This is a genomic window from Pseudomonas sp. MRSN 12121 (assembly GCF_000931465.1).
Taxonomy (GTDB): domain Bacteria; phylum Pseudomonadota; class Gammaproteobacteria; order Pseudomonadales; family Pseudomonadaceae; genus Aquipseudomonas.
In genome coordinates, this window is sequence record NZ_CP010892.1 from 835,854 (window position 1) to 861,168 (window position 25,315).

At 65.0% G+C, this 25,315-nt stretch carries 24 protein-coding genes and 1 pseudogene; 15 read left to right on the forward strand and 10 right to left on the reverse strand.

From position 1 onward, the window contains the following. Positions 1-4: 4 nt before the first annotated feature. Together antB and antA are read right to left on the reverse strand one after the other, a co-directional pair. Positions 5-496 (reverse strand): anthranilate 1,2-dioxygenase small subunit, encoded by a 492-nt coding sequence (antB, locus tag TO66_RS03640; protein ID WP_044461046.1) that lies wholly within the window; start codon positions 494-496, stop codon positions 5-7. A gap of 2 nt (positions 497-498) precedes the next feature. Beyond that, positions 499-1,899, reverse strand: a complete 1,401-nt coding sequence (gene antA / locus TO66_RS03645) for an anthranilate 1,2-dioxygenase large subunit (RefSeq protein ID WP_044461047.1) — start codon at positions 1,897-1,899, stop codon at positions 499-501. Positions 1,900-2,341: 442 nt separating this feature from the next. Between antA and TO66_RS03650 the strand changes: the two genes are divergently transcribed. Further along, on the forward strand, positions 2,342-3,355 hold the full coding sequence (locus TO66_RS03650; RefSeq protein ID WP_044461048.1) for a helix-turn-helix domain-containing protein: 1,014 nt from the start codon (positions 2,342-2,344) through the stop codon (positions 3,353-3,355). Here the strand turns inward: TO66_RS03650 and TO66_RS03655 are convergent, their stop codons facing one another. Next, positions 3,356-3,829, reverse strand: coding sequence for an Lrp/AsnC family transcriptional regulator (locus TO66_RS03655; RefSeq protein WP_044465933.1), 474 nt, complete (start codon positions 3,827-3,829; stop codon positions 3,356-3,358). Positions 3,830-4,002: 173 nt separating this feature from the next. Here TO66_RS03655 and kynU point away from each other — a divergent pair, with 173 nt between their 5' ends. After that, positions 4,003-5,253, forward strand: a complete 1,251-nt coding sequence (kynU, locus tag TO66_RS03660) for a kynureninase (protein ID WP_044461049.1) — start codon at positions 4,003-4,005, stop codon at positions 5,251-5,253. A gap of 181 nt (positions 5,254-5,434) precedes the next feature. Further along, on the forward strand, positions 5,435-6,844 hold the full coding sequence (locus TO66_RS03665) for an amino acid permease (protein WP_044461050.1): 1,410 nt from the start codon (positions 5,435-5,437) through the stop codon (positions 6,842-6,844). A 32-nt stretch (positions 6,845-6,876) separates the two neighbouring features. Here the strand turns inward: TO66_RS03665 and TO66_RS03670 are convergent, their stop codons facing one another. The 3 genes from TO66_RS03670 to TO66_RS03680 form a co-directional block, all read right to left on the reverse strand. Then, positions 6,877-7,248: a MerR family transcriptional regulator gene (locus TO66_RS03670; RefSeq protein WP_044465934.1), complete on the reverse strand. Its 372-nt coding sequence runs from the start codon at positions 7,246-7,248 to the stop codon at positions 6,877-6,879. A 62-nt stretch (positions 7,249-7,310) separates the two neighbouring features. Continuing rightward, positions 7,311-7,886, reverse strand: a complete 576-nt coding sequence (locus TO66_RS03675; RefSeq protein WP_044461051.1) for an NAD(P)H-dependent oxidoreductase — start codon at positions 7,884-7,886, stop codon at positions 7,311-7,313. Positions 7,887-7,940: 54 nt separating this feature from the next. Then, complete coding sequence (locus TO66_RS03680) at positions 7,941-8,825, reverse strand: LysR substrate-binding domain-containing protein (protein ID WP_044461052.1); 885 nt, start codon at positions 8,823-8,825, stop codon at positions 7,941-7,943. A gap of 206 nt (positions 8,826-9,031) precedes the next feature. Between TO66_RS03680 and TO66_RS03685 the strand changes: the two genes are divergently transcribed. Beyond that, entirely contained in the window at positions 9,032-9,796 is a 765-nt protein-coding gene (locus TO66_RS03685; RefSeq protein WP_044461053.1) for a sulfite exporter TauE/SafE family protein, read from the forward strand. Here the strand turns inward: TO66_RS03685 and TO66_RS03690 are convergent. Then, positions 9,786-10,100 (reverse strand): putative quinol monooxygenase, encoded by a 315-nt coding sequence (locus tag TO66_RS03690; protein ID WP_044461054.1) that lies wholly within the window; start codon positions 10,098-10,100, stop codon positions 9,786-9,788. The genes TO66_RS03685 and TO66_RS03690 overlap by 11 nt on opposite strands. Before the next feature lie 203 nt (positions 10,101-10,303). Here TO66_RS03690 and TO66_RS03695 point away from each other — a divergent pair, with 203 nt between their 5' ends. The 7 genes from TO66_RS03695 to TO66_RS03725 all read left to right on the forward strand — a co-directional run bounded on the left by TO66_RS03695 (position 10,304) and on the right by TO66_RS03725 (position 18,701). Next, entirely contained in the window at positions 10,304-10,894 is a 591-nt protein-coding gene (locus tag TO66_RS03695) for an NAD(P)H-dependent oxidoreductase (protein WP_044461055.1), read from the forward strand. A 69-nt stretch (positions 10,895-10,963) separates the two neighbouring features. Then, positions 10,964-11,875 (forward strand): LysR family transcriptional regulator, encoded by a 912-nt coding sequence (locus TO66_RS03700; RefSeq protein ID WP_044461056.1) that lies wholly within the window; start codon positions 10,964-10,966, stop codon positions 11,873-11,875. Positions 11,876-12,337: 462 nt separating this feature from the next. After that, positions 12,338-14,005 carry a gamma-glutamyltransferase gene (ggt, locus tag TO66_RS03705; RefSeq protein ID WP_044461057.1) on the forward strand — a complete coding sequence of 556 codons (1,668 nt, stop codon included), beginning with the start codon at positions 12,338-12,340 and terminating at the stop codon, positions 14,003-14,005. 507 nt (positions 14,006-14,512) lie between these two features. Continuing rightward, the gene (locus tag TO66_RS03710; protein ID WP_044461058.1) at positions 14,513-15,862 is read left to right on the forward strand and encodes a gluconate:H+ symporter; all 1,350 of its coding nucleotides are present in this window, start codon (positions 14,513-14,515) and stop codon (positions 15,860-15,862) included. A gap of 15 nt (positions 15,863-15,877) precedes the next feature. Then, positions 15,878-16,738 carry a MurR/RpiR family transcriptional regulator gene (locus TO66_RS03715; RefSeq protein ID WP_044461059.1) on the forward strand — a complete coding sequence of 287 codons (861 nt, stop codon included), beginning with the start codon at positions 15,878-15,880 and terminating at the stop codon, positions 16,736-16,738. Between the two features lies 1 nt (position 16,739). Beyond that, positions 16,740-18,200: an amidohydrolase family protein gene (locus TO66_RS03720; protein ID WP_044461060.1), complete on the forward strand. Its 1,461-nt coding sequence runs from the start codon at positions 16,740-16,742 to the stop codon at positions 18,198-18,200. Positions 18,201-18,332: 132 nt separating this feature from the next. Then, positions 18,333-18,701, forward strand: coding sequence for a glyoxalase superfamily protein (locus tag TO66_RS03725; RefSeq protein ID WP_044461061.1), 369 nt, complete (start codon positions 18,333-18,335; stop codon positions 18,699-18,701). A gap of 171 nt (positions 18,702-18,872) precedes the next feature. Here TO66_RS03725 and TO66_RS03730 read toward each other — a convergent pair whose 3' ends face one another. Continuing rightward, complete coding sequence (locus TO66_RS03730; RefSeq protein WP_044461062.1) at positions 18,873-19,916, reverse strand: AraC family transcriptional regulator; 1,044 nt, start codon at positions 19,914-19,916, stop codon at positions 18,873-18,875. Between the two features lie 242 nt (positions 19,917-20,158). On the opposite strand from TO66_RS03730, the gene TO66_RS03735 reads away from it, so the two are divergent. Further along, a complete protein-coding gene (locus TO66_RS03735) occupies positions 20,159-20,716 on the forward strand; it encodes a hypothetical protein (protein WP_044461063.1) in 558 nt (185 codons plus the stop codon). Between the two features lie 247 nt (positions 20,717-20,963). Here TO66_RS03735 and TO66_RS34230 read toward each other — a convergent pair whose 3' ends face one another. Next, positions 20,964-21,827, reverse strand: coding sequence for a methyl-accepting chemotaxis protein (locus tag TO66_RS34230; protein ID WP_409077182.1), 864 nt, complete (start codon positions 21,825-21,827; stop codon positions 20,964-20,966). 42 nt (positions 21,828-21,869) lie between these two features. Next, positions 21,870-22,748: pseudogene (locus TO66_RS34235) on the reverse strand (methyl-accepting chemotaxis protein); the annotation flags it as partial. Positions 22,749-23,240: 492 nt separating this feature from the next. Here TO66_RS34235 and TO66_RS03745 point away from each other — a divergent pair. The 3 genes from TO66_RS03745 to TO66_RS03755 all read left to right on the forward strand — a co-directional run bounded on the left by TO66_RS03745 (position 23,241) and on the right by TO66_RS03755 (position 25,268). Further along, positions 23,241-23,921: a histidine phosphatase family protein gene (locus TO66_RS03745; RefSeq protein WP_177330386.1), complete on the forward strand. Its 681-nt coding sequence runs from the start codon at positions 23,241-23,243 to the stop codon at positions 23,919-23,921. A gap of 25 nt (positions 23,922-23,946) precedes the next feature. After that, a complete protein-coding gene (locus tag TO66_RS03750) occupies positions 23,947-24,777 on the forward strand; it encodes a phosphatase PAP2 family protein (RefSeq protein ID WP_044465935.1) in 831 nt (276 codons plus the stop codon). 155 nt (positions 24,778-24,932) lie between these two features. Beyond that, positions 24,933-25,268: a hypothetical protein gene (locus TO66_RS03755; RefSeq protein WP_044461066.1), complete on the forward strand. Its 336-nt coding sequence runs from the start codon at positions 24,933-24,935 to the stop codon at positions 25,266-25,268. The last annotated feature ends 47 nt before the right edge of the window (positions 25,269-25,315 follow it).

Genomic DNA, 25,315 nt, shown 5'->3' on the forward strand with positions numbered 1-25,315 from the left:
TCCGTCAGAGGTGGTAGAAGTCGAGCACCGAATTGATGGTGTCGTTGAGCAGCAGCACATGCTTGCGGGTGATCAGCCAGCTGTCGCCATGGGCCATCAGGTTGTAGGTGGCGTGGCCGAAGAACTGCTCGGCGGTGCCCAGGCGATAGAACAGCGTGTGCCAGTTCAGGCGCACTTGCAGGCTGCCGTCGGCCTGTTCGGCGATGCGCACGTTGCCGATGTCGTGCAGGGTGCGCGGCATGGGGATGGTCGAGGCGGCCTTGCCGGTGCGGATGCGGAACACCCGGTCTTCCAGGCCCGAGCGGTTGGCGTAGTAGATCAGCGACATGCCGCGCTTCGGATCGGTGGTGTAGACGTGCTCGGAATCCCACTGCGGCAGGTGGAACTCGCTGTGCGGGGCGAAGAGTTCGAGGTAGGCGTCCCAGTCCTGGGCGTCGCACAGCTCGGACTTACGGTAGAAGAACTGTTCGACGCGGTATTGCAGGTCGGCGTTCATCGTCACACCTCCTTGAGCTTGAGGGAGTGTTCTGCGGCGGCCTTGCGGGCCAGGCCTTCGAGCAGGAAGCGCTGCCAGTTGCCGTGCTGGTTGACGTACAGCCCCTCGTGGGTGAATTCGGTGCCGGTCATGGCCGGCTGGATGCCGATGGCTTCGCTGTTGCGGGTCGGCCCGGTGACCCAGCGGTGGCTGCCGCGGGAGATGTCGCTCCAGCGCTCCAGGCGGCCCTGGAAGCCGCGCTGGGCTTCGCGGAATTCCACCAGGTCGTCCGGCGTGCCCATGCCCGAGACGTTGAAGAAATCCTCGAACTGGCGGATGCGATTCTCGCGGTCGGCGTCGGACTCGCCCTTGACCCCGATGCACTGGCTGATGATCTCGGTCTTGTTCCAGGCCAGCGGGCGGATGATCCGCAGCTGCGAGCTGATCTGGTCGAGGAAGAACAGGCTCGGGTAGATGTTCAGGTTGCGCAGGCGATGCATCATCCATTCGGCCTTGGCCTGGCCGTATTCCTCCACCAGCCGCGGCATGATGCTGGCGTAGCCGGAGCGCACCGCGGGGTTGGGCATGTCGCTGAACAGCACGCTGTGGCCGTTCTCGAAGGCGAACCAGCCGTCGTCGGTGTTGGCATCGCCGGCGCCGAGCTTGCTGTAGTCGAGGGTGGCGCTGGCGCCGCCGGTTTCGCTGTTGACCTGCTGGCGGTGCTGCACAGTGGCCACGTAGTTGTAGTGCACGGTGCTCACGTGATAACCGTCCAGGCCGTTCTCGTTCTGCAGCTTCCAGTTGCCGTCGTAGGTGTAGGCGGACTTGCCGGGCAGCACCTCCAGCTCCCCGGTGGGCGACTGGGCGACCATCATGTCGAAGAACACCCTGGCGTCGCCGAGGAAGTCTTCCAGAGAATTGTCGGCCTGGGTGTCGAGGCTGATGAAGACGAAGCCCTTGTAGCTGTCGATGCGCGCTTTCTTCAGGCCGCGGGTGGCCTTGTCGAAGCCTTCGGGGTATTCCCCCGGCGCCTTGACCTTCACCAGGCGCCCGTCGCTCTTGTAGCACCAGGCGTGGAAGGGGCAGGTGAAGGTCGACTGGTTGCCCTTGCCGACCCGGGTCAGGGTGGTGCCGCGGTGCTGGCAGGCGTTGATCAGCGCGTTGAGCCGGCCTTCGCCGTCGCGGGTGATGATCATCGGCTGGCGCCCGGCGCGCATCGTCACGAAGTCGTGGTTGTTGGCGATCTCGCTTTCGTGACAGGCGTAGATCCAGTTCTTCTCGAAGATCAGTTCCATCTCCAGGTCGAACAGCTCGGGCTCGGTGAACATGTCCCGGGCGATGCGGAACACGCCGTCGGCGGGGCGAAAGTCCAGGCAGCCGTCGATGAAGCTTTTCCATTGTTCTGCGTTTCTTGCACCACTCATGAGCGGGTACCTTTTTTGTTCAGGCCAATCGGTGCCTGCATTAAAAGGAGCGCAGCCCCCGAGCGGCTATCCGCTTAGTCGGCCAAGGCCATCCACAAAGTTGAACGACGACGCGTGTCGTAGGAGCGAAGCGTGCTCGCGGTTGAAGCGACGCGGTGTGCCAGGAGAAACGCCAGCGCAGGCAAGCCGTGCTCCTGCGGGTAGGCAATACCCACCAGGCGATCGGCGGCTGCACCGGCGCGCAGCGATGAGCTACTGTTTGGCGCAGCCTTGCGCGGGTTTTCCAGCGCGGGGGGAGGGGCTCTATCCACTTATTCGGCGATTGCTATCCAGTCGGTTGGCAGTGCCGGGCGGTGGCGCAAAACTTGCTCTTGCAGGCCTGTACTTCAAACCAGACGCGCCGTCAGAGCGCGCCAGAAAATATTGCCGTGGGTGCGCCGTGATGAATAGCAAGGCCGATTCGCCGTTTCGCGATATTCGTATCGATCGCTACGACCTCGAAGGGGCGCGCAGCTGGATGTCGGGCATCTGCGGGCCGCACCGGCTCGAGACCGCGACCCCCGAGCGCCTGCGCTTTCACCACAGTGCCAACGTGTTCAAGTCCCGGGCCACGACCCTGGGCATCATCGAGTACGGCACCGACGTCACCATCGACATCGAGGACGCCGAGCGCTTCAGCAGCTACAGCCTGAGCCTGCCGCTGAGCGGCGATCAGGAATTGAGCAAGGACGGCCGCTTGCTGCGCTCCAACCGCGACCACGGGGTGATCATCGCGCCCAACGAAAGCCAGGTGCTGGCGATCTCCGGCGACTGCCGCAAAATCCAGGTGGTGATTACCCGGGCGGCCATGCACGAGGCGCTGGAGACCCTGCTGCAACGGGTACCGCAGGCGCCGCTGCGCTTCGACGCGGTGATGGATGCGGTGCAGGGCGCGTCGGCGTCCTGGTGGCGCATGGCGCAGTACTTCATTGCCGAGCTGGAGCGCAGCAGCGAGTTGTATGAGCAGTTGGCCTTCACCCGGGACCTGGAAAGTTCATTGATCAAGGGCCTGATCCTCGCCCAGCCGAACAACTACTCGGACCAGCTGCGCGAGGTGCTGGAGGTCAAGCTGCCGCATTACCTGCTCCGCGCCCGCCAGTACATCCACGACAACGCCCGCGAACCCTTGTGCCTGGAAGACCTGGAGGCCGCAGCCGGGGTCTCGCGCTTCAAGCTGTTCGAGGCCTTCCGCAAGTACTTCAGCCTGTCGCCGATGGCCTACCTGAAGAAATACCGGCTCACCGCGGTGCGCCAGGAGATCCTCGAGCACGGTTCGGCGCGGACCATTTCCGAGATCGCCCTGGGCTGGGGCTTCAGCCACCTGGGGCGCTTCTCCGCCGAGTACCGCAAGCTGTTCGGCGAGACGCCCAGCGTCACCCTGCAACGTCACGATGCGCGGCGCCTGGGCGGGTCGTGACTATTTGCGCGGCACCAGGTCGAGCAGGCTGTCCTGTTCCTTGATTTTCTGCAGGACGATTTCCGAACGGATGTCGGTGACCCCGGACGTGCGGTTCAGGTGGTTGACGATGAAATCCGAGAAGTGCTTGAGGTTGCGGGCCTGGATCCGCAGCACGTAGTTGCTGGCGCCGGTCACCACATAGGCGGTGGCCACTTCCGGCCACTGCTGGACTTTCTTGATAAAGGTCTCGTGCCAGTCCGCCACGTCCTGGCGCAGCGACACATGGACGATGGCCTCCAGCTCGATGCCCAGGCGCTCGGCGTCGAGTACCGCGCGATAGCCGCTGACGATGCCTTCGCTTTCCAGCAGGCGCAGGCGGCGCAGGCAGGCCGAAGGCGATAGCGCTACTTTTTCCGCCAGTTCCTGGTTGCTGATGCGGCCGTCCTGTTGCAGGAAGTGCAGGAGGCGCAGGTCGGTGGAGTCGAGAATCATGGTTGGCATTTATCCGCGTTTTTTGTGGTTGTCGTCGAATAATCTTCGAGGCTGGGCCGCTCTCATCGCGCATTTTGCACGAAAATTCTCCGGGGCTTCGTTCATTATTTTCCTCACCGCGCCGTCGGGGTTCCCCGGCGCTGCCGCACGCCATTGTGAAGACAGGATTGCCCATGACAACAAGAAACGACTGCCTGACCCTCGACGCCCAGGACCCGCTGGCGCCGCTGCGCGAGCGCTTCGCCCTGCCCGACGGGGTGATCTACCTCGATGGCAACTCCCTGGGCGCGCGCCCGGTGGCGGCGTTGCAACGCGCGCAGCAGGTGATTGCCGAAGAATGGGGCAACGGCCTGATTCGCAGCTGGAACACCGCCGGCTGGCGCGACCTGTCGCAGCGCCTGGGCGACCGCCTGGCCCGGTTGATCGGCGCCGACGCCAACGAAGTGGTGATCACCGACACCACCTCGATCAACCTGTTCAAGGTGCTCGCCGCGGCGCTGCGCGTGCAGGCGCTCAAGGCGCCGCAGCGGCGGGTGATCGTCAGCGAGAGCAGTAATTTTCCTACCGACCTGTACATTGCCGAAGGCCTGGCCGAGATGCTCCAGCAGGGCTATTCCCTGCGGCTGGTGGACAGCCCCGAGGAGTTGCCACGGGCCATCGACGCCGACGTCGCGGTAGTGATGCTCACCCACGTCAACTACAAGACCGGCTACATGCACGACATGCAGGCGGTGACCGCGCTGACCCACGAATGCGGCGCGCTGAGCCTCTGGGACCTGGCCCACTCCGCCGGCGCGGTGCCGGTGGACCTCAAGCAGGCCGGCGCCGACTACGCCATCGGCTGCACCTACAAGTACCTCAATGGCGGGCCCGGCTCCCAGGCCTTCGCCTGGGTGTCGCCGCACCTCTGCGACCTGGTCACCCAGCCCCTGGCGGGCTGGTTCGGCCATGCGCGGCAGTTCGACATGGAAGCACAATACCGGCCCAGCAGCGGCATCGCCCGCTATCTGTGCGGCACCCAGCCGATCACCTCGCTGGCCATGGTCGAGTGCGGCCTGGAGATTTTCGAGCAGACCGACATGGCCAGCCTGCGGCGCAAGTCCCTGGCCCTGACCGACCTGTTCATCGAGCTGGTGGAGCAGCGCTGCGCCGCCCATGGCCTGACGCTGGTGACCCCGCGCGAGCATGGCAAGCGCGGCAGCCATGTCAGCTTCGAGCACCCTGAAGGCTATGCGGTGATCCAGGCGCTGATCGCCCGGGGCGTGATCGGCGACTACCGCGAGCCACGGATCATGCGTTTCGGTTTCACGCCGCTGTACACGCGTTTCAGCGAGGTCTGGGACGCGGTGCAGATCCTTGGCGAGATCCTCGATAACCGGACCTGGGCCGAGCCGCAATTCCAGATTCGCCACAGCGTGACCTGAAAAAACCGATCCCTGTAGCCGCTGCCGAGCCATAGCGAGGCTGCGACAGGACCGAAGGTCCTCCAGCGGTCTCAAAATCCTGCGCCCCCTTCGGGGTCGATCGCAGCCTCGCTGGTGCTCGGCAGCGGCTACGGAATCCAAGCCATTACGTGTGCAAATAACAATAAAAGAGGCTCGCAACGTGACCACCACCAACCAGGGTTTCGCCGCGATATCCAATCGCGAACAGGGCTTGCGCCGCCAACTCAGTGCCGGGCAAATGAGCATGATCGCCATCGGCGGGGCGATCGGCACCGGCCTGTTCATGGGCAGCGCCTACGCCATCGGCTACGCCGGCCCCAGCGTGCTGCTCAGCTACGCCATCGGCGCGCTCATCACCTTGCTGCTGATGGGCTGCCTGGCGGAAATGACCGTGGCCCATTCCACTTCCGGTTCCTTCGGCGCCTACGCCGAGTTCTACATCAGCCCGCTGGCCGGGTTCCTGGTGCGCTACGCCTATTGGGCGGCCATCGTGCTGGCGGTCGGCGCCGAGGTCACGGCGATCGCGATGTACATGAAGTACTGGTTCGCCCATGTGCCGGAATGGGTGTGGATCGTCTCGTTCTCCAGCGTGCTGATCCTGCTCAACGCCATCAGCGTGAAGACCTTCGGCAACTTCGAGTACTGGTTCTCGACCATCAAGATCGCCGCCATCGTCGGCTTCATCATCCTGGCGGTGTACGTGGTATTCGGCTCCGGCAACGCCGACTACGGCCTGCACAACTACAGCGCCCATGGCGGCTTTTTTCCCAATGGTGTGCAGGGCATGTGGATCGCGGTGATCGTCTCGATCTTCAGCTACCTGAGCGTGGAGATGATCGCGGTGGCCGCCGGCGAGGCCGAGGACCCGCAGCAGGCGGTGAAAAAGGCCTTTCGCGCGACCATCGTGCGGCTGGTGGTGTTCTACCTGCTGACCCTGGCGCTGATGCTGGCCATCGTGCCCTGGGTCCAGGCCGGCAAGGCGCAGAGCCCGTTCGTCACGGTGATGCAGACCCTGGGCATTCCCGGTGCCACCGGGGTGATGAACTTCGTGATCCTGATCGCCGCGCTGTCGGCGATGAACAGCCAGCTGTACATCACCACGCGCATGATGTTCAGCCTGTCGCGCGGCGGTTACGCGCCCCGGTCCATGGGCGCGTTGAGCAAGAGCGGCATCCCGCTCAATGCCTTGCTGCTGTCCAGCTCGGGCATCGCCCTGGCGACCCTGGTCAACGTGCTGTACCCGGAAAGCTCGTTCACCCTGATGATGGCGATCTCGATGTTCGGCGCGATCTTCACCTGGTTCATGATCTTCCTCACCCACTATTGCTTCCGCCGCTACCACCAGCGCCATGGCGAGCAGCAGCTGTCGTTCCGCATGCGCCTGTTCCCCTGGAGCACCCTGCTGGGGCTGGTGCTGATGGGCGCGGTGATGATCACCACCTACTTCACCGAGGCGTTCAAGATGACCCTGGTGTTCGGCGCGCCGTTCCTGCTGATCCTGACGGCGGTGTACTTCGCCTGCTTCAGGAAGCCCCGGGCCGCCGCCGAGCTGAACCCGTCCAAGGTCTGACCCGATCCGGGTGAAGCACGGCTCGGCAGCCGCTACAGGTTGCCGAGGCGGCAGTCGTGGCGAGCCTGTTCCAGGCGGGTTTCGAAATCTTCGAGGCGGGCGTGCAAGTGCTGCATGGCTTGGATCTGCCGCGTCAGCTCCTGCTTCTTCTCGGCCAGGGCCTGGCGCGCCAGTTCCCAGGGAAAGGCCTCGCCCCGATGCCGGGCGAACAGGGCCTGCAATTCCTTGAGCTTGAAACCCAGTTGCTGGGCGCACTTGATAAACATCAGGCGCTCGACGCTGTCCTGGTCGTAGAGGCGGTAGCTGCCCTGGCGTCGGGCCGGGGGCAGCAGGCCGATGGCTTCGTAATGGCGGATGCTTTTGACCGTGGTTCCGGACAACTGCGCGGCTTTGCCGATGTACATGAACATGTCCTTTGCTCAAGGCGGGATAAAGCACGCAAGCCTCGGCGCAAAGGGCCGCCGCGTCAATCGGCGCCGAGCGCGGCGGCCTGCTCCAGCCAGGCTTGCTGGCGCTGGGCGGGCGCGTCGAGGATCGGGCCGAAGGTCAGGGTCTTCAGCGGGCGGATGCCGCAGAACGCCAGGGTGGTCTTGCGCACCTGATGCAGCCCGGGCATGCGGTACACCCAGCGGTAATACCAGGGCGGCGTGTCCATGGTCACCAGCAGGTGGGCGGTGCGGCCTTTGAGCAGCGGTTCGGGAAAGGCCTTGCCAGGGTGATATCTGAAGGCGAAACCGGGCAGCAGCACCCGGTCGAAAAAGCCCTTGAGCAGCGCCGGGACCCCGCCCCACCAGATCGGATAGACCAGGGTCAGGTGCTCGGCCCAGTTGATGTCGGCCTGGGCCTGGCGCAGGTCGGTTTCCAGCGGCTGTACCTGGCGGTAACCCTCGTGCAGCACCGGGTCGAAGGAAAGGTTGCCAAGCCGCAGCTGCCGCACCTCATGGCCGGCCTGTTGCGCGGCGGCGACGTAGCGTTCGCTGAGGGCGCCGCAGAAACTGGCGCTGGAGGGGTGGCCGAGAATGACCAGAATGCGTTTGCCCATCGAGGCGCTCCTTACGACAAAAGCCCAGGCTAAAGCCTGCCCCCGAGGGGAGGGTCAAGCGCCGCGCAGGGCCTCGAACAGGGCCTTGGCATAGGGCGGCAGGGCATTGAAGTCGCGGGCGCAGAGCAGCAACTGGCGTTGCGCCCAGGCTTCCTCCAGCGGCCGCACTGCGAGCGATGCATCGGGCCTTTGGCGTTCGACGGCGGCCCGGGGCACCACGGCCAGCCCGGCACCCCGGGCGACCATGCGCAGCACGCCGTCGAAACCGTCGGCGCGGATGCGGATCGACATCCGCAGCCCCAGGTGCAGCGCCTGCTCTTCCAGGTACACGGCCAGGGCGCTGTGGGCGGCGAGGCCGACATAGTCGTGCTGCAGGCTGTCGCTGAAACTCAGCCCGCGCGCGGCCGCCAGCGGATGCCCGGCGGGCAGGACCAGCACCAGCGGGTCGTGGCGAAACGGCCGGGTCTCCAGGCCCTGGCTGTCCACCGCGTCGGAGACGATCCCCAGGTCCGCCGCGCCCTGGCGCAACGCGTGGGTGATGCGCAGGCTGGGCAGTTCCTGCAGGTCGATATCGAGGTTGGGGTGGGCGCAGAGAAAGTCTGCCAGCGGCTCCGGCAGGTATTCACTGAGCGCCGTGGTGTTGCACAGCAGGCGCACCTGGCCTTTGACGCCGCGGGCGTATTCGCCCAGGTCCTGGCGCAGGTGTTCGGCCTGTCGCAGCAGGTTGCGCGCATGCTGGGCCAGGGCCTTGCCGGCGGGCGTGGGGCTGACGCCACGCCGTCCGCGCAGCAGGAACTCAGTGCCCAGGGAGGCCTCCATCGCCCGGATCCGCGCGCTGGCGGCGGCCAGGGACAGGTGGCTGCGGCTGGCGCCGGCAGTGATATTGCCGGTGTCGAGGATGTTCAGGTACAGGCGCAGGTCGGTGAGGTCGAAGTGCATGGCAGGGGGTGTCCTTGGAAACGCCGCTGCGCGGCTATCGCGGGCAAGCCTCGCTCCTACAAGGACATTGCAATACCTGTAGGAGCGAGGCTTGCCCGCGATAAGGCCATCACAGCCGCTGAAAATCCAGAGCCTCTCGCCAAACAAGAGGCTACCTCAGTATATGGCAGATTTTCAGCCGGCCGGCACAGGCGCAGGATGGCGCCATGAATACCTCCCTCGCGTTTTACCAGAACCTCGGTTTGCTCCTGTCTTTGCTGGTGATGGGCACCTTCGTCCTGGCCGGCATGGTCAAGGGCGTGATCGGCCTCGGCCTGCCGACTGTCGCCATGGGCTTGCTCGGCCTGGCTATGGCGCCGGCGCAGGCTGCGGCGCTGCTGATCATTCCGGCGACCCTGACCAATCTCTGGCAACTGGCCTTTGGCGGGCACCTGCGCGGGTTGCTCGCCCGCTTGTGGCCGATGCTGCTGGCGACCGCCACTGGCACCGGCCTGGGCAGCCGGTGGCTGGGGATCGATGGTGGACCCTGGGTGGGGCGGGCACTGGGAGCGGCGCTGTTGCTCTATGCCCTGAGCGGATTGCTGCTACCGACCCTGCGCCTGCCGCCACGCCTGGAAACCTGGCTGGGCCCGGCCTGTGGCCTGGCGACGGGTGTCGTCACCGCGGCCACCGGGGTGTTCGTGATTCCGGCGGTGCCTTATCTGCAGGCGTTGGGGTTGCGCAAGGATGAACTGGTGCAGGCCCTGGGGCTGTCGTTCACCGTCTCGACCCTGGCCCTGGCGGCCGGCCTGTACGGGCGCGGCGCCCTGGGGAGCGGCGAACTCGGCGCTTCGCTGCTGGCGCTGGTGCCCGCGCTGCTCGGCATGTGGCTGGGCCAGGCGTTGCGCCAGCGCATCAGTGCGCTGCTGTTCAAGCGGGTGTTCTTTTGTGGCCTCGGGTTGCTGGGCGGCCACCTGTCGATCAACGGCTAGCGGACGACGGGCTGAGCATGTCGACGCGGCGGATCTCGAAATCGCGCTCCAGGTAATCCATGCGCCTGTCGAAGAAGGCTTTCATGTGCGGCAGGTTGGAGTGCACGTCCAGGTGCGCCTGGGATTCCCAGATCTCGTAGAAGATGAACAGGCTCGGGTCCTGCTGGTCGCGCAGCATGTGGTATTCGATGCAGCCGGGTTCGGCGCGGCTGGGCTCGACATAGGCGCGAAACAGCGTTTCGAAGGCCTCGGACATTTCCGGGCGGGTCTTGGCGTGGAGGATAAAGCCGTGTGGTCGGGACATGGTGGTTTCCGGGCGGGTGGGTTTTAAAAATTCTACGACACGAATCCGCCTTGAATTCTTGCGTATAGGTCAAATGTTTTTTGCCCGGACTCGGCTTATTCATATCGTTTTTCGCCGATATTCTGCGCCCCATTGTTTTTCAATCTTCTCGACCCGGGCCTGCCTTGCCACGCCACAGGGTCATACCTGATGAGGCCCGACCCATGAAGAAAGTACTGTTGCTCAACGGTGGCAAAAAATTCGCCCACTCCGACGGCCGCTACAACGCGACCCTGCATGAAGCCGCGGTGGCGGTGCTGGACCGTGGTGGTATCGATGTGAAAGTCACCCATATCGACGAGGGCTACGACATCCAGGAAGAAGTGGCCAAGTTCCTCTGGGCCGACGTGATCGTCTACCAGATGCCGGGCTGGTGGATGGGCGCGCCGTGGATCGTCAAGAAGTACATCGACGAAGTCTTCACCGAAGGCCATGGCAGCCTCTACGCCAGCGACGGCCGCACCCGCTCCGACGCCTCGCAGAAGTACGGCAGCGGCGGCCTGATCCATGACAAGCAGTACATGCTGTCGCTGACCTGGAACGCGCCGCAGCAGGCGTTCGACGACCCGACCGACTTTTTCGAGGGCAAGGGTGTGGACGCGGTGTATTTCCCGTTCCACAAGGCCAACCAGTTCCTCGGCATGCGCGGCCTGCCGACCTTTCTCTGCGTGGACGTGATGAAGCGCCCGAACATCGACGCCGATGTGCAGCGTTACGAGGAGCACCTCAAGGCGGTGTTCAACCTGCCGGCGTAAATCCGGCTACTATCGGTTTTCCTGCCGCAGCGGCCAGCGGTGGCAGGCCAACCGACATAGAGGACTTACGTGAAAGCCAGATCCGACGAACTCCAGATCTTCGTCTGCGTCATCGAATGCGGCTCGATCTCCGCGGCGGCCGAGCAGGTCGGGCAGACACCCTCGGCGGTCAGCCGCACTCTGTCGCGCCTGGAAGCCAAGCTCGATACCACGCTGATCAACCGCACCACGCGGCGCATGGACCTGACCGAGGAGGGCAAGTACTTCTTCGAGCAGGCCAAGCTGATCCTCGACCAGATGGAAGAGCTCGAAGAGCGCCTGTCGTCCCGCCAGCAGACGCCGTCCGGACGCCTGCGGATCAATGCCGCCTCGCCCTTCATGCTGCATGCCATCGTGCCTTACGTCGCCGAGTTCCGGCGCCTGTACCCGGACATCCAGCTGGAACTCAACAGCAACGACCTGATCATCGACCTGCTGGAGCAGAGCACCGATATCGCGATTCGCATCGGTACCCTGGCGGACTCGACCCTGCATGCGCGTTCGCTGGGGTGCAGCCCGCTGCACATCCTCGCCAGCCCCGACTACCTGAAGCGGCACGGTACGCCCGTCAGCGTGGCCGAGTTGAGCGAACACACCCTGCTGGGCTTCACCCAGACCGAAACCCTCAACCACTGGCCGCTGCGCCATGTGCACGGCGACCGCTGGCCGATCCAGCCGGGCATCAGCGCCTCCAGCGGTGAAACGGTGCGCCACCTGGCGCTGGAAGGGCAGGGCATCGCCTGCCTGTCGCATTTCATGACCATCGACGACATCCGCGCCGGGCGCCTGACGCCGATCCTCTCCGAGTTCAACAGCGGCTATCGCCAGCCGGTCAATGCCGTGTACTACCGCAACTCGCAACTGGCCCTGCGCATCCAGTGCTTCCTCGACTTTATCCAGGGCAAGCTGGCCGACTACGCCAACCCCCAGTTCGAGGGCTGACCCGCCACCCCGCAGCCCCGTAACCCAGGCGCCGCATTTTTCCAGACCGATCGCGGACTCAGGCTTTGCGACAACTACGTTGCCGATCGCAGCCTCGCAGGCTCGGCAGCGGCTACACAGACACCGCGTCCCGTAGCCGCTGCCGAGCGTCAGCGAGGCTGCGATCGGGGCGCAGCCCCGTAACCCAGGCGCCGCATTTTTCCAGACCGATCGTGGACTCAGGCTTCACGGCAACTACGTTGCCGATCACAGCCTCGCAGCCTCGCAGCCTCGCAGCCTCGCAAGCTCGGCAGCGGCTACACAAACACCGCGTCCCGTCGCCGCTGTCGAGCATCAGCGAGGCTACAGGCGGTGGGTGGCAGGACGGTCGCTTCAAGCGGCCGTTTTTATTTGTCGATTGCTCCACCCCCGATCTTGCCCCTATCGTTCGAGCTGCCAAAAAACAATAAAAGGACGGACCTGATGCGCATTGTTCTGTTTAAGACCCTGGCCCTGACGGCGGCCATCGCCGCCAGCTCGCCGGCGTTTGCCGCGCTGCTCGAAGGCGGTGCGGTGGCCGCGCCGAACCAGTACGGCGCCGATGTCGCGGCGCAGATTCTGAAGAAGGGCGGCAACGCGGTGGACGCCGCGGTCGCCACCGCCTTCACCCTGGCGGTGACCTATCCCGAGGCCGGCAACATTGGCGGCGGCGGGTTCATGACCCTGTTCATCGACGGCAAGCCCTACTTCCTCGACTACCGCGAAACCGCGCCCAAGGCCGCGACCCGCGACATGTACCTGAACGAAAAAGGCGAGGTCATCGAGAACCTCAGCCTGGTCGGCGCGCGCGCCGCGGGGGTGCCGGGCACGGTGATGGGCCTGTGGGAGGCGCACAAGAAATTCGGCAAGCTGCCCTGGAGCGAGCTGATCACCCCGGCGGTGGGCTACGCGAAAAACGGTTTCAAGGTCGCCGACAAGCAGTACCAGTACCGCGAGGACGCGTTGAAGCTGTTCAAGGACAGCACCAACTTCGGCGATTATTTCGGCAGCATGAAAGTCGGCGCGACCTTCCGCCAGCCGGAACTGGCCGCGACCCTGGAGCGCATCGCCGACAAAGGCGTCAAGGAGTTCTACGAGGGCAAGACCGCCGACCTGCTGGTGGCGCAGATGCAGGCCGACAAGGGGCTGATCACCAAGCAGGACCTGCAGGACTACAAGGTTGCCTGGCGCGAGCCGCTGCAGGTCAACTGGCGCGGCAACACCCTGTACACCGCGCCGCCGCCCAGCTCCGGCGGCGTCGCCCTGGCGCAGCTGATGACCATCAAGGAAGCGCGCGCCGCGGACTTCAAGGGCGTCGAGCTGAACTCGGCCAAGTACATCCACCTGCTCGCGGAAATCGAGAAGCGCGTGTTCGCCGACCGCGCCGACTACCTCGGCGACCCGGCGTTTTCCGAGGTGCCGGTCAAGCAACTGACCGACCCGGCCTACCTGGAAAAACGCGCCGCCGAGATCAACCCGACGGCCATTTCGCCCACCGAAAAAGTACGGCCGGGCCTGGAGCGGCACCAGACCACCCACTTCTCCATCGTCGACGCCGACGGCAACGCGGTGAGCAATACCTACACCCTCAACTGGGACTACGGCAGCGGCGTGGTGGTCAAGGGCGCGGGCTTTTTGCTCAACGACGAAATGGACGACTTCAGCGCCAAGCCCGGGGTGGCCAACGCCTTCGGCGTGGTCGGCGGCGACGCCAATGCCATCGCCCCGGGCAAGCGCATGCTGTCGTCCATGAGCCCGAGCCTGGTAACCCGCGACGGCAAGGTCACCCTGGTGCTGGGCACGCCGGGCGGGTCGCGGATCTTCACCTCGATCTTCCAGGTGCTGAACAACCTCTATGACTTCGAGCTGCCGCTGGAAAAAGCCGTGGCCGCGCAGCGCGTGCATCACCAGTTGCTGCCCAAGGACACCATCTACTACGACGCCTACGCACCGCTCACCGGCAAGGTCGCCGACGAGCTGAAAGCCATGGGCTATACCCTGGAAGACCAGGGCTGGGAAATGGGCGATATCCAGGCCATCCGCGTCACCGGCAGCCGGCTGGAAACCGCTTCCGATCCGCGCGGACGCGGCGTAGGCCAAGTCGTCAAATAACCCACCCCTGTAGGAGCGAAGCTTGCTCGCGATCGAGGCGCCGCGGTGGGGCAGGCCCGACGCCATCGCGGGCAAGCCTCGCTCCTACGATGGTCCTGCCGGGCGAGCTAGCTTCTTGTAGGAGCGAAGCTTGCTCGCGATCGAAGCGCCGCGGTGGGTCAGGCCCGACGCTATCGCGGGCAAGCCTCGCTCCTACGATGGTCCTGCCGTGCGAGCAAGCTTCTTGTAGGAGCGAAGCTTGCTCGCGATCGAGGCGCCGCGGTGGGGCAGGCCCGACGCTATCGCGGGCAATCGAGCGTCGACCGGCCGCTCCTACAGACACGGGTTTCCGCTAGGGCGGATGAAAATACCGCCCTGCGATTTTCATTATTCGCGACATGGCATATCTATCCGCGACAAAGCATGCCTCTACACGAAAATTACTTTCATGCGGTTTGAAAGCGCGCTCCCGAAATGATTTATGGGTTTCACAACCATTCGACGTGACCCTTTTTCGAGGAGTACCGCATGACACCTGCATCGGGCTACTGGCTGCTGGGCTATGCCGCCATCGCCATCATTGCGCTGATCGTCCTGATCGCGCGTTACCGGATCAATCCGTTCATTGTCATCACCCTGGTCTCGGTGGGCCTGGCGCTGCTCGCCGGGATGCCGCCGTCCGGCGTGGTCGGGGCCTATGAGGCGGGGGTCGGCAAGACGCTCGGGCACATCGCCCTGGTGGTGGCCCTGGGCACCATGCTCGGTAAGATGATGGCCGAGTCCGGCGGGGCGGAGCAGGTGGCGCGGACCCTGATCGAGCGTTTCGGTGAGCGCAACGCGCACTGGGCGATGGTCTGCATCGCCTTCCTGGTGGGGCTGCCGCTGTTCTTCGAGGTCGGCTTCGTGTTGCTGGTGCCGATCGCTTTCACCGTGGCGAAGCGTGTCGGCGTGTCGATCCTGATGGTCGGCCTGCCGATGGTCGCCGGCCTGTCGGTGGTGCATGCCCTGGTGCCGCCGCACCCGGCCGCGATGCTGGCGGTGCAGGCCTACCAGGCATCGGTGGGGCAGACCCTGCTGTACGCGATCCTGATCGGTATTCCCACGGCGATCGTCGCCGGCCCCGTGTACGCCAAGTTCATCGTGCCGCGCATCCAGCTGCCGGCGGAAAACCCGCTGGCGCGTCAGTTCCTCGAGCGTGAGCCGCGCACCCGCCTGCCCGGTTTCGCGATCACCATGGCCACCATCCTGTTGCCGGTGGTGCTGATGCTGATCGGTGGCTGGGCCAACCTGATCGCCACCCCGGGCAGCGGTCTCAACCAGTTCCTGCTGTTCATCGGCAACTCGGTGATCGCCCTGTTGCTGGCGACCCTGCTGAGCTTCTGGACCCTCGGCCTGGCCCAGGGCTTCAACCGCGAGTCGATCCTCAAGTTCACCAACGAATGCCTGGCACCGACCGCCAGCATCACCCTGCTGGTAGGCGCCGGTGGCGGCCTGAACCGGATCCTGGTGGACGCCGGGGTCACCGACCAGATCGTCGGCCTGGCCCATGAGTTCCAGCTGTCGCCGTTGCTGATGGGCTGGCTGTTCGCCGCGCTGATGCGCATCGCCACCGGCTCGGCCACCGTGGCCATGACCACCGCTTCGGGCGTGGTCGCGCCCGTGGCCATCGGCCTGGGCTACCCGCACCCGGAACTGCTGGTGCTGGCCACCGGCGCCGGTTCGGTGATCTTTTCCCACGTCAACGACGGCGGCTTCTGGCTGATCAAGGAATACTTCAATATGACCGTTGCCCAGACCTTCAAGACCTGGACAGTGCTGGAGACCCTGATCTCGGTGGTCGCCTTCGCCCTGACCCTGGGTCTTGCCCAACTGCTTTGAGCCCAGGTGCCGCCCATGGACATCCTCTACCAGATCCGTTCCCGCCAGGATTCCTTCAGCGCCGGCGAAGGCCGTATCGCCCGGCTGATGCTCGATGACGTCGGCTTCGCGGCCTCGGCCAGCCTGGAAGACCTGGCGCAGCAGGCGCAAGTCAGTGCCGCCACCCTGTCGCGTTTCGCCCGCAGCGTGGGCTGCCGCGACCTGCGCGACCTGCGTCTGCAACTGGCCCAGGCCAGTGGCGTCGGCAGCCGCTTTCTCGATCCCGCGGGGGCGCCGGAACAGTCCGGGTTCTACCGGCAGATCGTCGGCGACATCGAGTCGACCCTGCACCAGCACCTGGCCGGATTCGACGAGTCGCGCTTTCGCGACGCGGTGCGTTTGCTGGGCAAGGCGCAGATGATCCACGCCTTCGGCATGGGCGGTTGTTCCACCCTGTGCAGCGACGAATTGCAGGTGCGCCTGGTGCGCCTGGGCTACCCCATCGCCGCCTGCCACGACCCGGTGATGATGCGCGTGACCGCCGCCGCCCTGGGGCCCCAGCAGGCGCTGATCGCCTGTTCCCTGACCGGCATCACCCCAGAGCTGCTGGAGACGGTCGAGCTGGCCCGCAGCTACGGCGCCAGCGTGCTCGCCATCACCCTGGCCGACTCGCCGCTGGCGGAACTGGCGGATGTGCTGCTGCCGCTGCAAAGCGCCGAGACGTCCTTCATCTACAAACCCACGGCCGCGCGCTACGGCATGCTGCTGGCCATCGACGTGCTGGCCACCGAGCTGGCGCTGGCCTTGCCCGAAGACAACCAGGAACGCCTGCGCCGGATCAAACTGGCCCTGGACGATTACCGTGGCGGCGACGATTGCCTGCCGCTGGGAGACTGACATGCTCTACGACACCCTGATCCGCAACGCCCTGGTCATCGACGGCAGCGACCGTCCGGGCTACCCCGCCGACGTGGCGTTGCTCGACGGTCGGATCGCCCGTATCGGCGACCTGCAAGACGCCCGCGCCAAGGAGGCAATCGATGCCGCCGGGCGGGTGCTGGCGCCGGGTTTCATCGACGTGCACACCCATGACGACACTGTGGTGATCCGCCAGCCGCAGATGCTGCCCAAGCTCAGCCAGGGCGTGACCACGGTGATCGTCGGCAACTGCGGCATCAGCGCCGCGCCGGTGAGTTTGCGCGCCGACCCGCCGGACCCGATGAACCTGCTGGGCAGCCGGGCGGCCTTCGCCTACCCGCGTTTTCGCGACTACCGCGACGCGGTGGACGCCGCGCAACCGGCGGTCAACGTCGCCGCGCTGGTGGGTCATACGGCGCTGCGCAGCAACCATCTGGACGATCTGTATCGCACCGCCACGGCAGAGGAAATCGCCGCCATGCGCGAGCAACTGCGTGACAGCCTGGAACACGGCGCCTTGGGCTTATCCACCGGGCTGGCCTACGCCAGCGCCTTCTCGGCGGAGACCGACGAGGTGCTGCAACTGGCCGAGGAACTGACGGCCTTCGGCGCGGTGTACACCACCCATTTGCGCAGCGAGTTCGAACCGGTGCTGGAGGCCATGGACGAAGCCTTCCAGATCGGCCGCCACGCCAAGGCGCCGGTGATCGTCTCCCATCTCAAATGCGCGGGCGCGGGGAACTGGGGGCGCAGCCCGCAGTTGCTGGCGTCCCTGGAGCAGGCGGCGCAGGACCATCCGGTGGGCTGCGATTGCTACCCCTACGCGGCCAGTTCCTCGACCCTCGACCTCAAGCAGGTCACCGACGCCTTTCGCATCACCATCACCTGGTCCACACCGCACCCGGAGCTGGGCGGCCGCGACCTGCAGGACATCGCTATCGAGTGGGGCACCACCCTGGTCGACGCAGCGCGCCGCCTGCAACCGGCCGGGGCGGTGTACTACGGCATGGACGAGGCCGATGTGCGGCGCATCCTCGCCCACCCGCTATCGATGATCGGCTCCGACGGATTGCCGGAAGATCCATTCCCCCATCCACGGCTGTGGGGCGCTTTCCCACGGGTGCTCGGCCACTTCAGCCGCGACCTCGGCCTGTTCCCGCTGCACACCGCGGTGCACAAGATGACCGGCCTGTCGGCGGCGCGTTTCGGTCTCAGGCAGCGCGGCGAAATCCGCGAAGGGTACTGGGCAGACCTGGTGCTGTTCGACCCGGCGCGGGTCCGGGATGTGGCCGACTTCAAGAGTCCGCAACAGGCCGCCGAGGGTATCGAGGGGGTATGGGTCAACGGCGTGCGCAGCTATGCCGAAGGCCAGGCCAATGGCCGCCGGCAAGGGCGCTTCCTGGCGCGGGAAGGGGACTTGCGCGAAGGGTTCAACGGCTGAAGGCGCGCGGTGCCGAATAGGTGAAAGCCGTCACAATGATGGCCTGATGATATTAAAGAAAGCGAGCGCCAAGCCGAAGTGCTGACATCCACCTGTTGTACGGTGGTGCATCTTTGATCAGGGAGTCGCGCAATGAGCTTTGGCAAAACCACCCCCATCCTGCGGATTTTCGACGAGGCCAAGGCGCTGGAGTTCTATGTCGGTTTCCTGGGCTTCACCCTCGATTGGCAGCACCGTTTCGAAGACAACTTCCCGTTGTACATGCAGGTCTCGCGGGGGGCGTGCGTGCTGCACCTGTCGGAACATCATGGCGACAGCACGCCGGGCGCTGCGTTGCGCATCGAGACCGACGAACTGGAGGCCTTCCAGCAGCAATTGCTGGCCAAGGATTACCGCTTCGCCCACCCGCAGATCCAGGCCATGCCCTGGGGCAGCCAGGACATGACCGTACTCGATCCGTTCGGCAATCGGCTGGTGTTCACCAACGCCATCAGCGCCTGACCCCGAATCCCAACCCGAGTTTGAATTTGGCCCCGAACCTGTAGCCGCTGCCGAGCACCAGCGAGGCTGCGATCGACCCCGAAGGGGGCGCCGGGCCTTGAGGCCGCTGGAGGACCTTCGGTCCTATCGCAGCCTCGCTAGGGCTCGACAGCGGCTACAGAGTTTTAGGGTTCAGGGTTTTGGGGGCGTCAGCGAGACAGGGGGCCGGTGACTCTGGCGATACTCGCCGGGCGGCATTCCGCGGCAGTTCTTGAACGTCCGGTGAAACGAGCGCTGGTCGGAAAACCCCAGGTAGTAGGCGATCTCATGGATCGGCAGGTCGCTGTGCAGCAGGTAATGCTCGGCCAGCTCCTGGCGCAGGTCGTCGAGGATCTGCTGGTAAGAGGTGCCGGCCTGTTGCAACTGGCGTTGCAGCGTCCGTGGCGACATCGCCAGCAGATCGGCCACCTGTTCCTTGCGCGGCAAACCTTCCTTGAGCAACTGGCGCAGGGCGTTTTTCACCTGCAGCGCCAGCGGTGCTTCTGCCAGCGAGGCCATCAGGCTCACGGCGTGTTCCTCCAGGGTTCGCAGCAACTGGGCGTCGGCCTGGCGCAACGGCAGTCGCAGATAATCCAGCGGTGCCAGCAAGGCCGAGCAAGGTTGCTCGAACAACACCGCGCAGCCGAAAAACGCCTCGTATTGCGCCAGGCGGGTGCCGGCCGGCAGCGGGTGTTCGAACCACACGGCACTCGGCGAGAGCTGGGTATCGGCGATCCAGCGGGCATAGAGCAGCCAGGACGCGAGCACGTTCTCCACCAGCTGGCGGCGGGTGTCGGAGACGGGCAGGCGGCAGTTCCAGATCAGCCGCACCTGGTCCTCGGCCATTTCGATGCGGCTGACCCCCATGTCCCCCACCAGCTTCTCGAACGGCATGATCCGGCTCATGGCGTCGCCCAGGGTCGCGCAATTCATGGTGATGTAGCCGAGCACGCTCCAGGAGTTGGGCAGCACGTAGCGAGCGGCATGCAGGCCGAACAGCGGGTCGCCGGAATGTTGGCAGAAGTACCCCAGCAGGCGCTCGTGGACCTCGACGGGCAGGCGCAGGCTGTTGTCGTTCAACTGTTCGGCCACAAGGCCGGCCGCCTGTAGCGCGGGGGCCGTGGACAAGCCGAGGTGTTCGGCGTGGCGCAGGTATTTGAGCAGCGGTGGGACCGAGGTGTAACCAAGGGGCTGCATGGTAGGGGTCCTGAGGGCGTGACGCTTTTTGAGGGTAAAGGTAATGGGCCGCTATCGTTGGCGCAACGCCTGACCTGTAGGAGCGAGGCTTGCCCGCGATGAGGCCAGTAGCCTCCCAGGGAATGCTGGGCGGCATGCACGGTCACTCAAGACTGTGCGGGGCCGGCCGATCTGCGAGAGGCAGGGAAATTTACGGGGGCCTGAAAAGTGCGCCCCGACAACCCCAGGAACGGAGTCCGAAGATGAATACGACACCTGTATGGCCGGAGGTTTTTCTCGCGGCTTTCGAAGCGATCAGCGAGCGCATGGCACAGGTACTGGAACTGGCCGACTGCCGGGAGCACTGGATCCAGGCGGAGCTCAGCCTGTATGCCTGGCAGCACGGCTATCCCGACATCTGGACGGGCGGCAATGCCGGCGGGCGCACCAAGGTCGACCTGTACACGGAAGATCTCGACATGGCGGCCGAGGTGAAATGCCTGGGGGATGTGTCATTTGCCAAGTGCCTGATGGGCAAGGGGATGGGCGAGACCCTCTGCGCTCTTCGAGAGGACGGCGATGGCCGGTTGTGGTTTCCGCAGATCGATCCGGGCGAGGTGGTGCTCTGGTCGGTGTTTGCCGATCTGCACCGGCTGCAACGGATGACGGGCGTGAAGAACAAATTGCTCATCCTGGTGATAGCCAAGGACTTCGTGGCCGAGACGGAAATGGGCGCGACGCTGCGGCGACTTCGCTTGTCGCACGAAGAGTGGTCGCTCGAATTGCCGCGTGCCACGGTGAGGATCTGGCGGATCGAGTGATTAGCCGCGGCCTGCCGTCGACGCTAAACCTGTAGCCGCTGCCGAGCGTTAGCGAGGCTGCGAACGACCCCGAAGGGGGCGCAGGACCTTGAGACCGCAGGAGGACCTTCGGTCCTATCGCAGCCTCGCCATGGCTCGGCAGCGGCTACAGGGATTGTGCGGGTCATGAGAGGGGTGAGGTTTGCGCGGGGGAGGGCGGCCCACTTCCTTGTGGGCGCCTCGTTTTCCCGTGGCGGGAAGGCGAGGGTCAGACGCGGAAGTGGCTGACCATCATTTGCAGCTGGTTGCCCAGGCGGGCCAGTTCGACGCTGGAGGCGGCGGTTTCATCGCTGGCGGCGGCGGTCTGTTCCGACACGTCGCGCACGTTGATGATGCTGCGGCTGATTTCCTCGGCCACGGCGCTCTGCTCTTCGGCAGCGGCGGCGATCTGCTGGTTCATCGACTGGATATTCGACACCGTGCGGGTGATGTTCTCCAGGGAGGCACCGGCCTTGCGGGTCAGGTCGACGCTGCTGTCGGTCAGGTTGCGGCTGTTGTTCATCACGTGGGCCACTTGCTGGGTGCCGCTCTGCAGGCCGGCCACCAGGCCTTCGATTTCCTCGGTGGACTTCTGCGTGCGTTGCGCCAGGGCGCGGACTTCGTCGGCGACCACGGCGAAACCGCGACCGGCCTCACCGGCGCGGGCGGCTTCGATGGCGGCGTTCAGCGCCAGCAGGTTGGTCTGTTCGGCCACGGCCTTGATCACGTCCATGACGCTGCCGATCTTCTGGCTTTCCTGTTGCAGCACGCTCATGGCGTCGGTGGAACGCACCACTTCGCTGGCCAGGCGCTCGATCTGGGCGATGGCTTCGGCCACCACCTTGTCGCCGTCGCGGGCTTCGCTGTCGGCTGCGGCTGCGGCTTGCGAGGCTTCCTCGGCGTTGCGCGCGACTTCCTGCACGGTGGCGGTCATCTCGTGCATGGCGGTGGCCACCTGGTCGGTCTCGACCTTCTGGCTGTTGACCCCGGCGCTGGTTTCCTCGGTCACGGCCGACAGTTCCTCGGCGGCGCTGGCGATCTGGGTCACGCCGTCGCGGATGCCGCCGATCAGCTCGCGCAGGGTCACGCCCATGCGGCCGATGCCTTGTTGCAGCACGCCGAGTTCGTCGCGGCGGGTCACGTGTACGTCCTGGGTCAGGTCGCCGGAGGCGATGCGCTCGACCACGGTCATGGTTTCACGCAGCGGACGGGTGATCTGGCGGGTGATGATCACCGCGGCCAGGATGCCCACCAGCAGCGCCAGCAGGGTACTGATCATTTGCAGGCTGCGGGCCTGGACGCTTTCTTCGTCGCGGCGGTCGAGCTGGAACTGGTACAGCTCTTCACTCTGGTTGACGATCTGTGCGCCCTGGTCGGTCATTTCCTGGCGGGCCTGGGCGGCTTCGCTGACGGCTGTCTTGAAGGTCAGCAAGGAGGTGCGGTAGTCGCCCAGCGCGGCTTTCAGCTGGCGCAGGGACTCGCCCTGGGTGCTGGCGAAATGGCTGTCCAGGGGGGCCAGGGCGGCGATCGCGGCGTCCATCTGGGCGATGGCGTTGCGTTCGGCCTCGGCGGTGCTGTTGTAGATGTATTCGCGGGCTTCGAAGCGCGCCAGCAGGAATTCTTCACGGGCCTTGGTGATGGCCTGGAACTGCTCGAAACGCTGGTCGCTCAGGGGCATCTGCTGGACGTGCGCGGTAATGGTGTTGATCAGGTTGCGCGCGCTTTCCGAGTTGCCATTCATCACCCCGCGGGCGGCATTGGCGTTGCGGTAGGCGTTGCGCATCTTGTTCAGGGACGCCTGGTAGGCGCTGATGGTGGCGCCCTGTTCCTTGAGCAGCTTGACGTTGGCCGGGTTCTTGAAGCTGTTCTGCAGCTTCTGCTGCTGGGCCGAGAAGGCGTCCAGGGTGGTCTGCACATTCTGCGCGGCGGTTTCGTCGCCGTTGGTCAGCATGTATTGCAGGCGGGTCACGCGCAGCTTGGTCAGCCCGGCGTTCAGTTGGGTGATATCGCTCATCCAGTTGCTGCGGTCGATCAGACCGCCGAGGCTGGTCCAGCCCGTGATGGCGAGAATGGTAGTCAGGGCCAGGACCAGGCCGAAGCCCAGGCCTAACTTGAGATTGACGCTGATGTTGCCGAACCAGCTGTTCATGCAATTCCTCCAGGAACGTTGTGCTTCTTGATCGTTATCGCTGGAAGATTGTTGTTATTGGTTGGCCAGCAAGGGTTTGTTCGCAGGTGTGTATCGGCGGCAAGCGCAATAGCTGAAACGATTTCGTCAGATTAGTTTTCTTGCACCATCGTGGTGCTTTTTTGCCCGGGATTTCCCCCTGGAAACCGCCTGGCCAATTGAGCTTTTTTTCACATCCGTTTCACTCCCGGGCCACGCCCGTGGCCCTAAAGTCCGCCCCATCGCTCGGGCGCCACGCGCTCGATTTGTCATGAATGACAGCTAGCTTCTGCTGCGCTGCTCAACTCATTCGCTGGTAGTCATATAGGGGCGGCTCGCGTGACCTCAGGACTCAGTCTTCCGGTGGCAAAGCCCGCGCTCGTCGCGAGTCGCCTTGCCCGTTATCGCAATACCCTGGTGATCGCGCTGGTGGCTCTGCTGGTGCTGCCGCTGACGTTCTTTCTGCTGCGGCCCGCGGCGGTGCCGGACCTGGCCCACGGCAACCTGGCCGGCGCCAGGGCGCTGGGCGAGGGCTGGGCCAAGGGCCAGATGATCGTGCTGATCCGCCATGTGGAGCGCTGCGACCGTTCCCGGGCCGCCTGCCTGAACGCGCCCGACGGCATCACCGATCGGGCCCGCGACGTGGCGGTGGGGGTGGGCGCGCAATTCGAACACCTGGGCCTGGACAAGGCCGACATCTACCACAGTCCGCTGACCCGCGCGGTGCAGACCTCCGGCTACATGTTCAGCAAGGCCGGCAGCGGCGAAGACTGGCTGATCAACTGCAAACGCACCCTGTTGCGCGATGCCCTGGCGCACAAAGTGGCCGGGCGCAACCTGGTGCTGGTCACCCACAGCGAATGCATGGCCGAGCTGGAGAAGGAGATGAAACTGCCGTCTTCGACCCTGGGCTACGGTGCGTCCCTGTTCGTGTCCACTGACGCCCAAGGCGGGAATCCGCACCTGCTCGGCTTCATCGAAGCCAGCGACTGGCGTTCCGTTGCCCTCAATCGTCCCTGACCTTCCCTTGCCCGAGACCCTGACCATGCCGGCGCTTTCCCGTTCGCGCTTTTACCTGTGGAACCTTGGCCTGCCGCTGCTGCTGGCGGCGCTGGTGTTCCTGATGTTCGACATGACCAAGATCGACATCGCCTTCAGCGACCTGTTCTTCGACCCGGTGAGCCAGACCTTCCCGCTGGACCATTCGCGGCTGTTCGAGAAGATCACCCACAAGTGGGCGCGGATCATCCCCGACTGGACCGGCGAGCTGGCGGTGGTGGGGTTGCTGCTGTCGCTGGTCTGGCCACTGTGCAAGGGCCGCGGCAAGGCCCTGCTGGAGAAGCTGCGCCTGGCGCCGCTGCTGCGCTTCACCGCGCGCCATCGCCGGGACCTGCTGTTCGTGGTGGTGGCCTTCGCCCTCTGCACCGGGGCGATCCATTACCTCAAGAGCCACACCAGCGTGTACTGCCCGGTGGAAACCACCCAGTACGCCGGCAAGATCGAGCACAAGGAGTGGTACCAGAACTTCGAGTTACTGCAGACCGCCGGTGAAGGCCGCTGCTGGCCGGGTGGCCATGCCTCGGGCGGTTTCACCATGCTTGCGCTGTATTTCGTGGCCCGGCGTTATCGCTGGTGCTATTCCAAGGCGCTGCTGCATGGCTCGCTGTTGCTGGGCTTCGTGTATGGCACCACCCGGGTGTTGCAGGGCTGGCACTACATGTCCCATACCTTCTGGGCGGGCATCGTGGTGTGGCTGACCTGCCTGCTCACGGCGCTGCTGTTCTATGGCCGCGCGCGCCTGCAACAGCCGGTGCTGGCGCGCACGGAACCGGGGGCCGAGCAGTCCGCGACGCTGATCGCGGCGACGGACCAATAACCTTGCCTCGGTCGCTGACGAAGTCGTCGGCGCGAGGGGGGAGGGGCCAAGGGACAATTTTTGACGCGGGCCGAGGTTTTTTTGCTGACCAGAACTGTTAGGGTGCGCGCCCCCGGAGAAAAGAGTTCCCGGGTTTCTGGTTTATGGAGTCATGCATGAAACATTTGAGCAAAGTCGCCGCCTCTGCGCTGGTTGTCCTGGCCCTGGCTGGCTGTACCGGCACTGCGATGAAAACTCAGCAACTGGATAGCAGCCAATACACCGTGATCGGTCACAGCGAAGCATCGGCTACCGGCCTCATGCTGTTGGGGTTCATTCCCATCCGGCAGAACAGCCGCTTCGTCCGCGCCCAGACCGCGGCCATCCAGGCCAAGGGCGGTGACGCCATGATCAACACCCAAGTCCAGGAAAGCTGGTTCTGGGCCTGGGTACTGAACGGTTACACCACCAAGGTCTCCGGTGATGTAGTCAAGCTGAAAAGCGTTCAGTGAGCCATGACGGCGCCGGCGCGAAAGCCCGGCGACGAGATTGAAAAAGG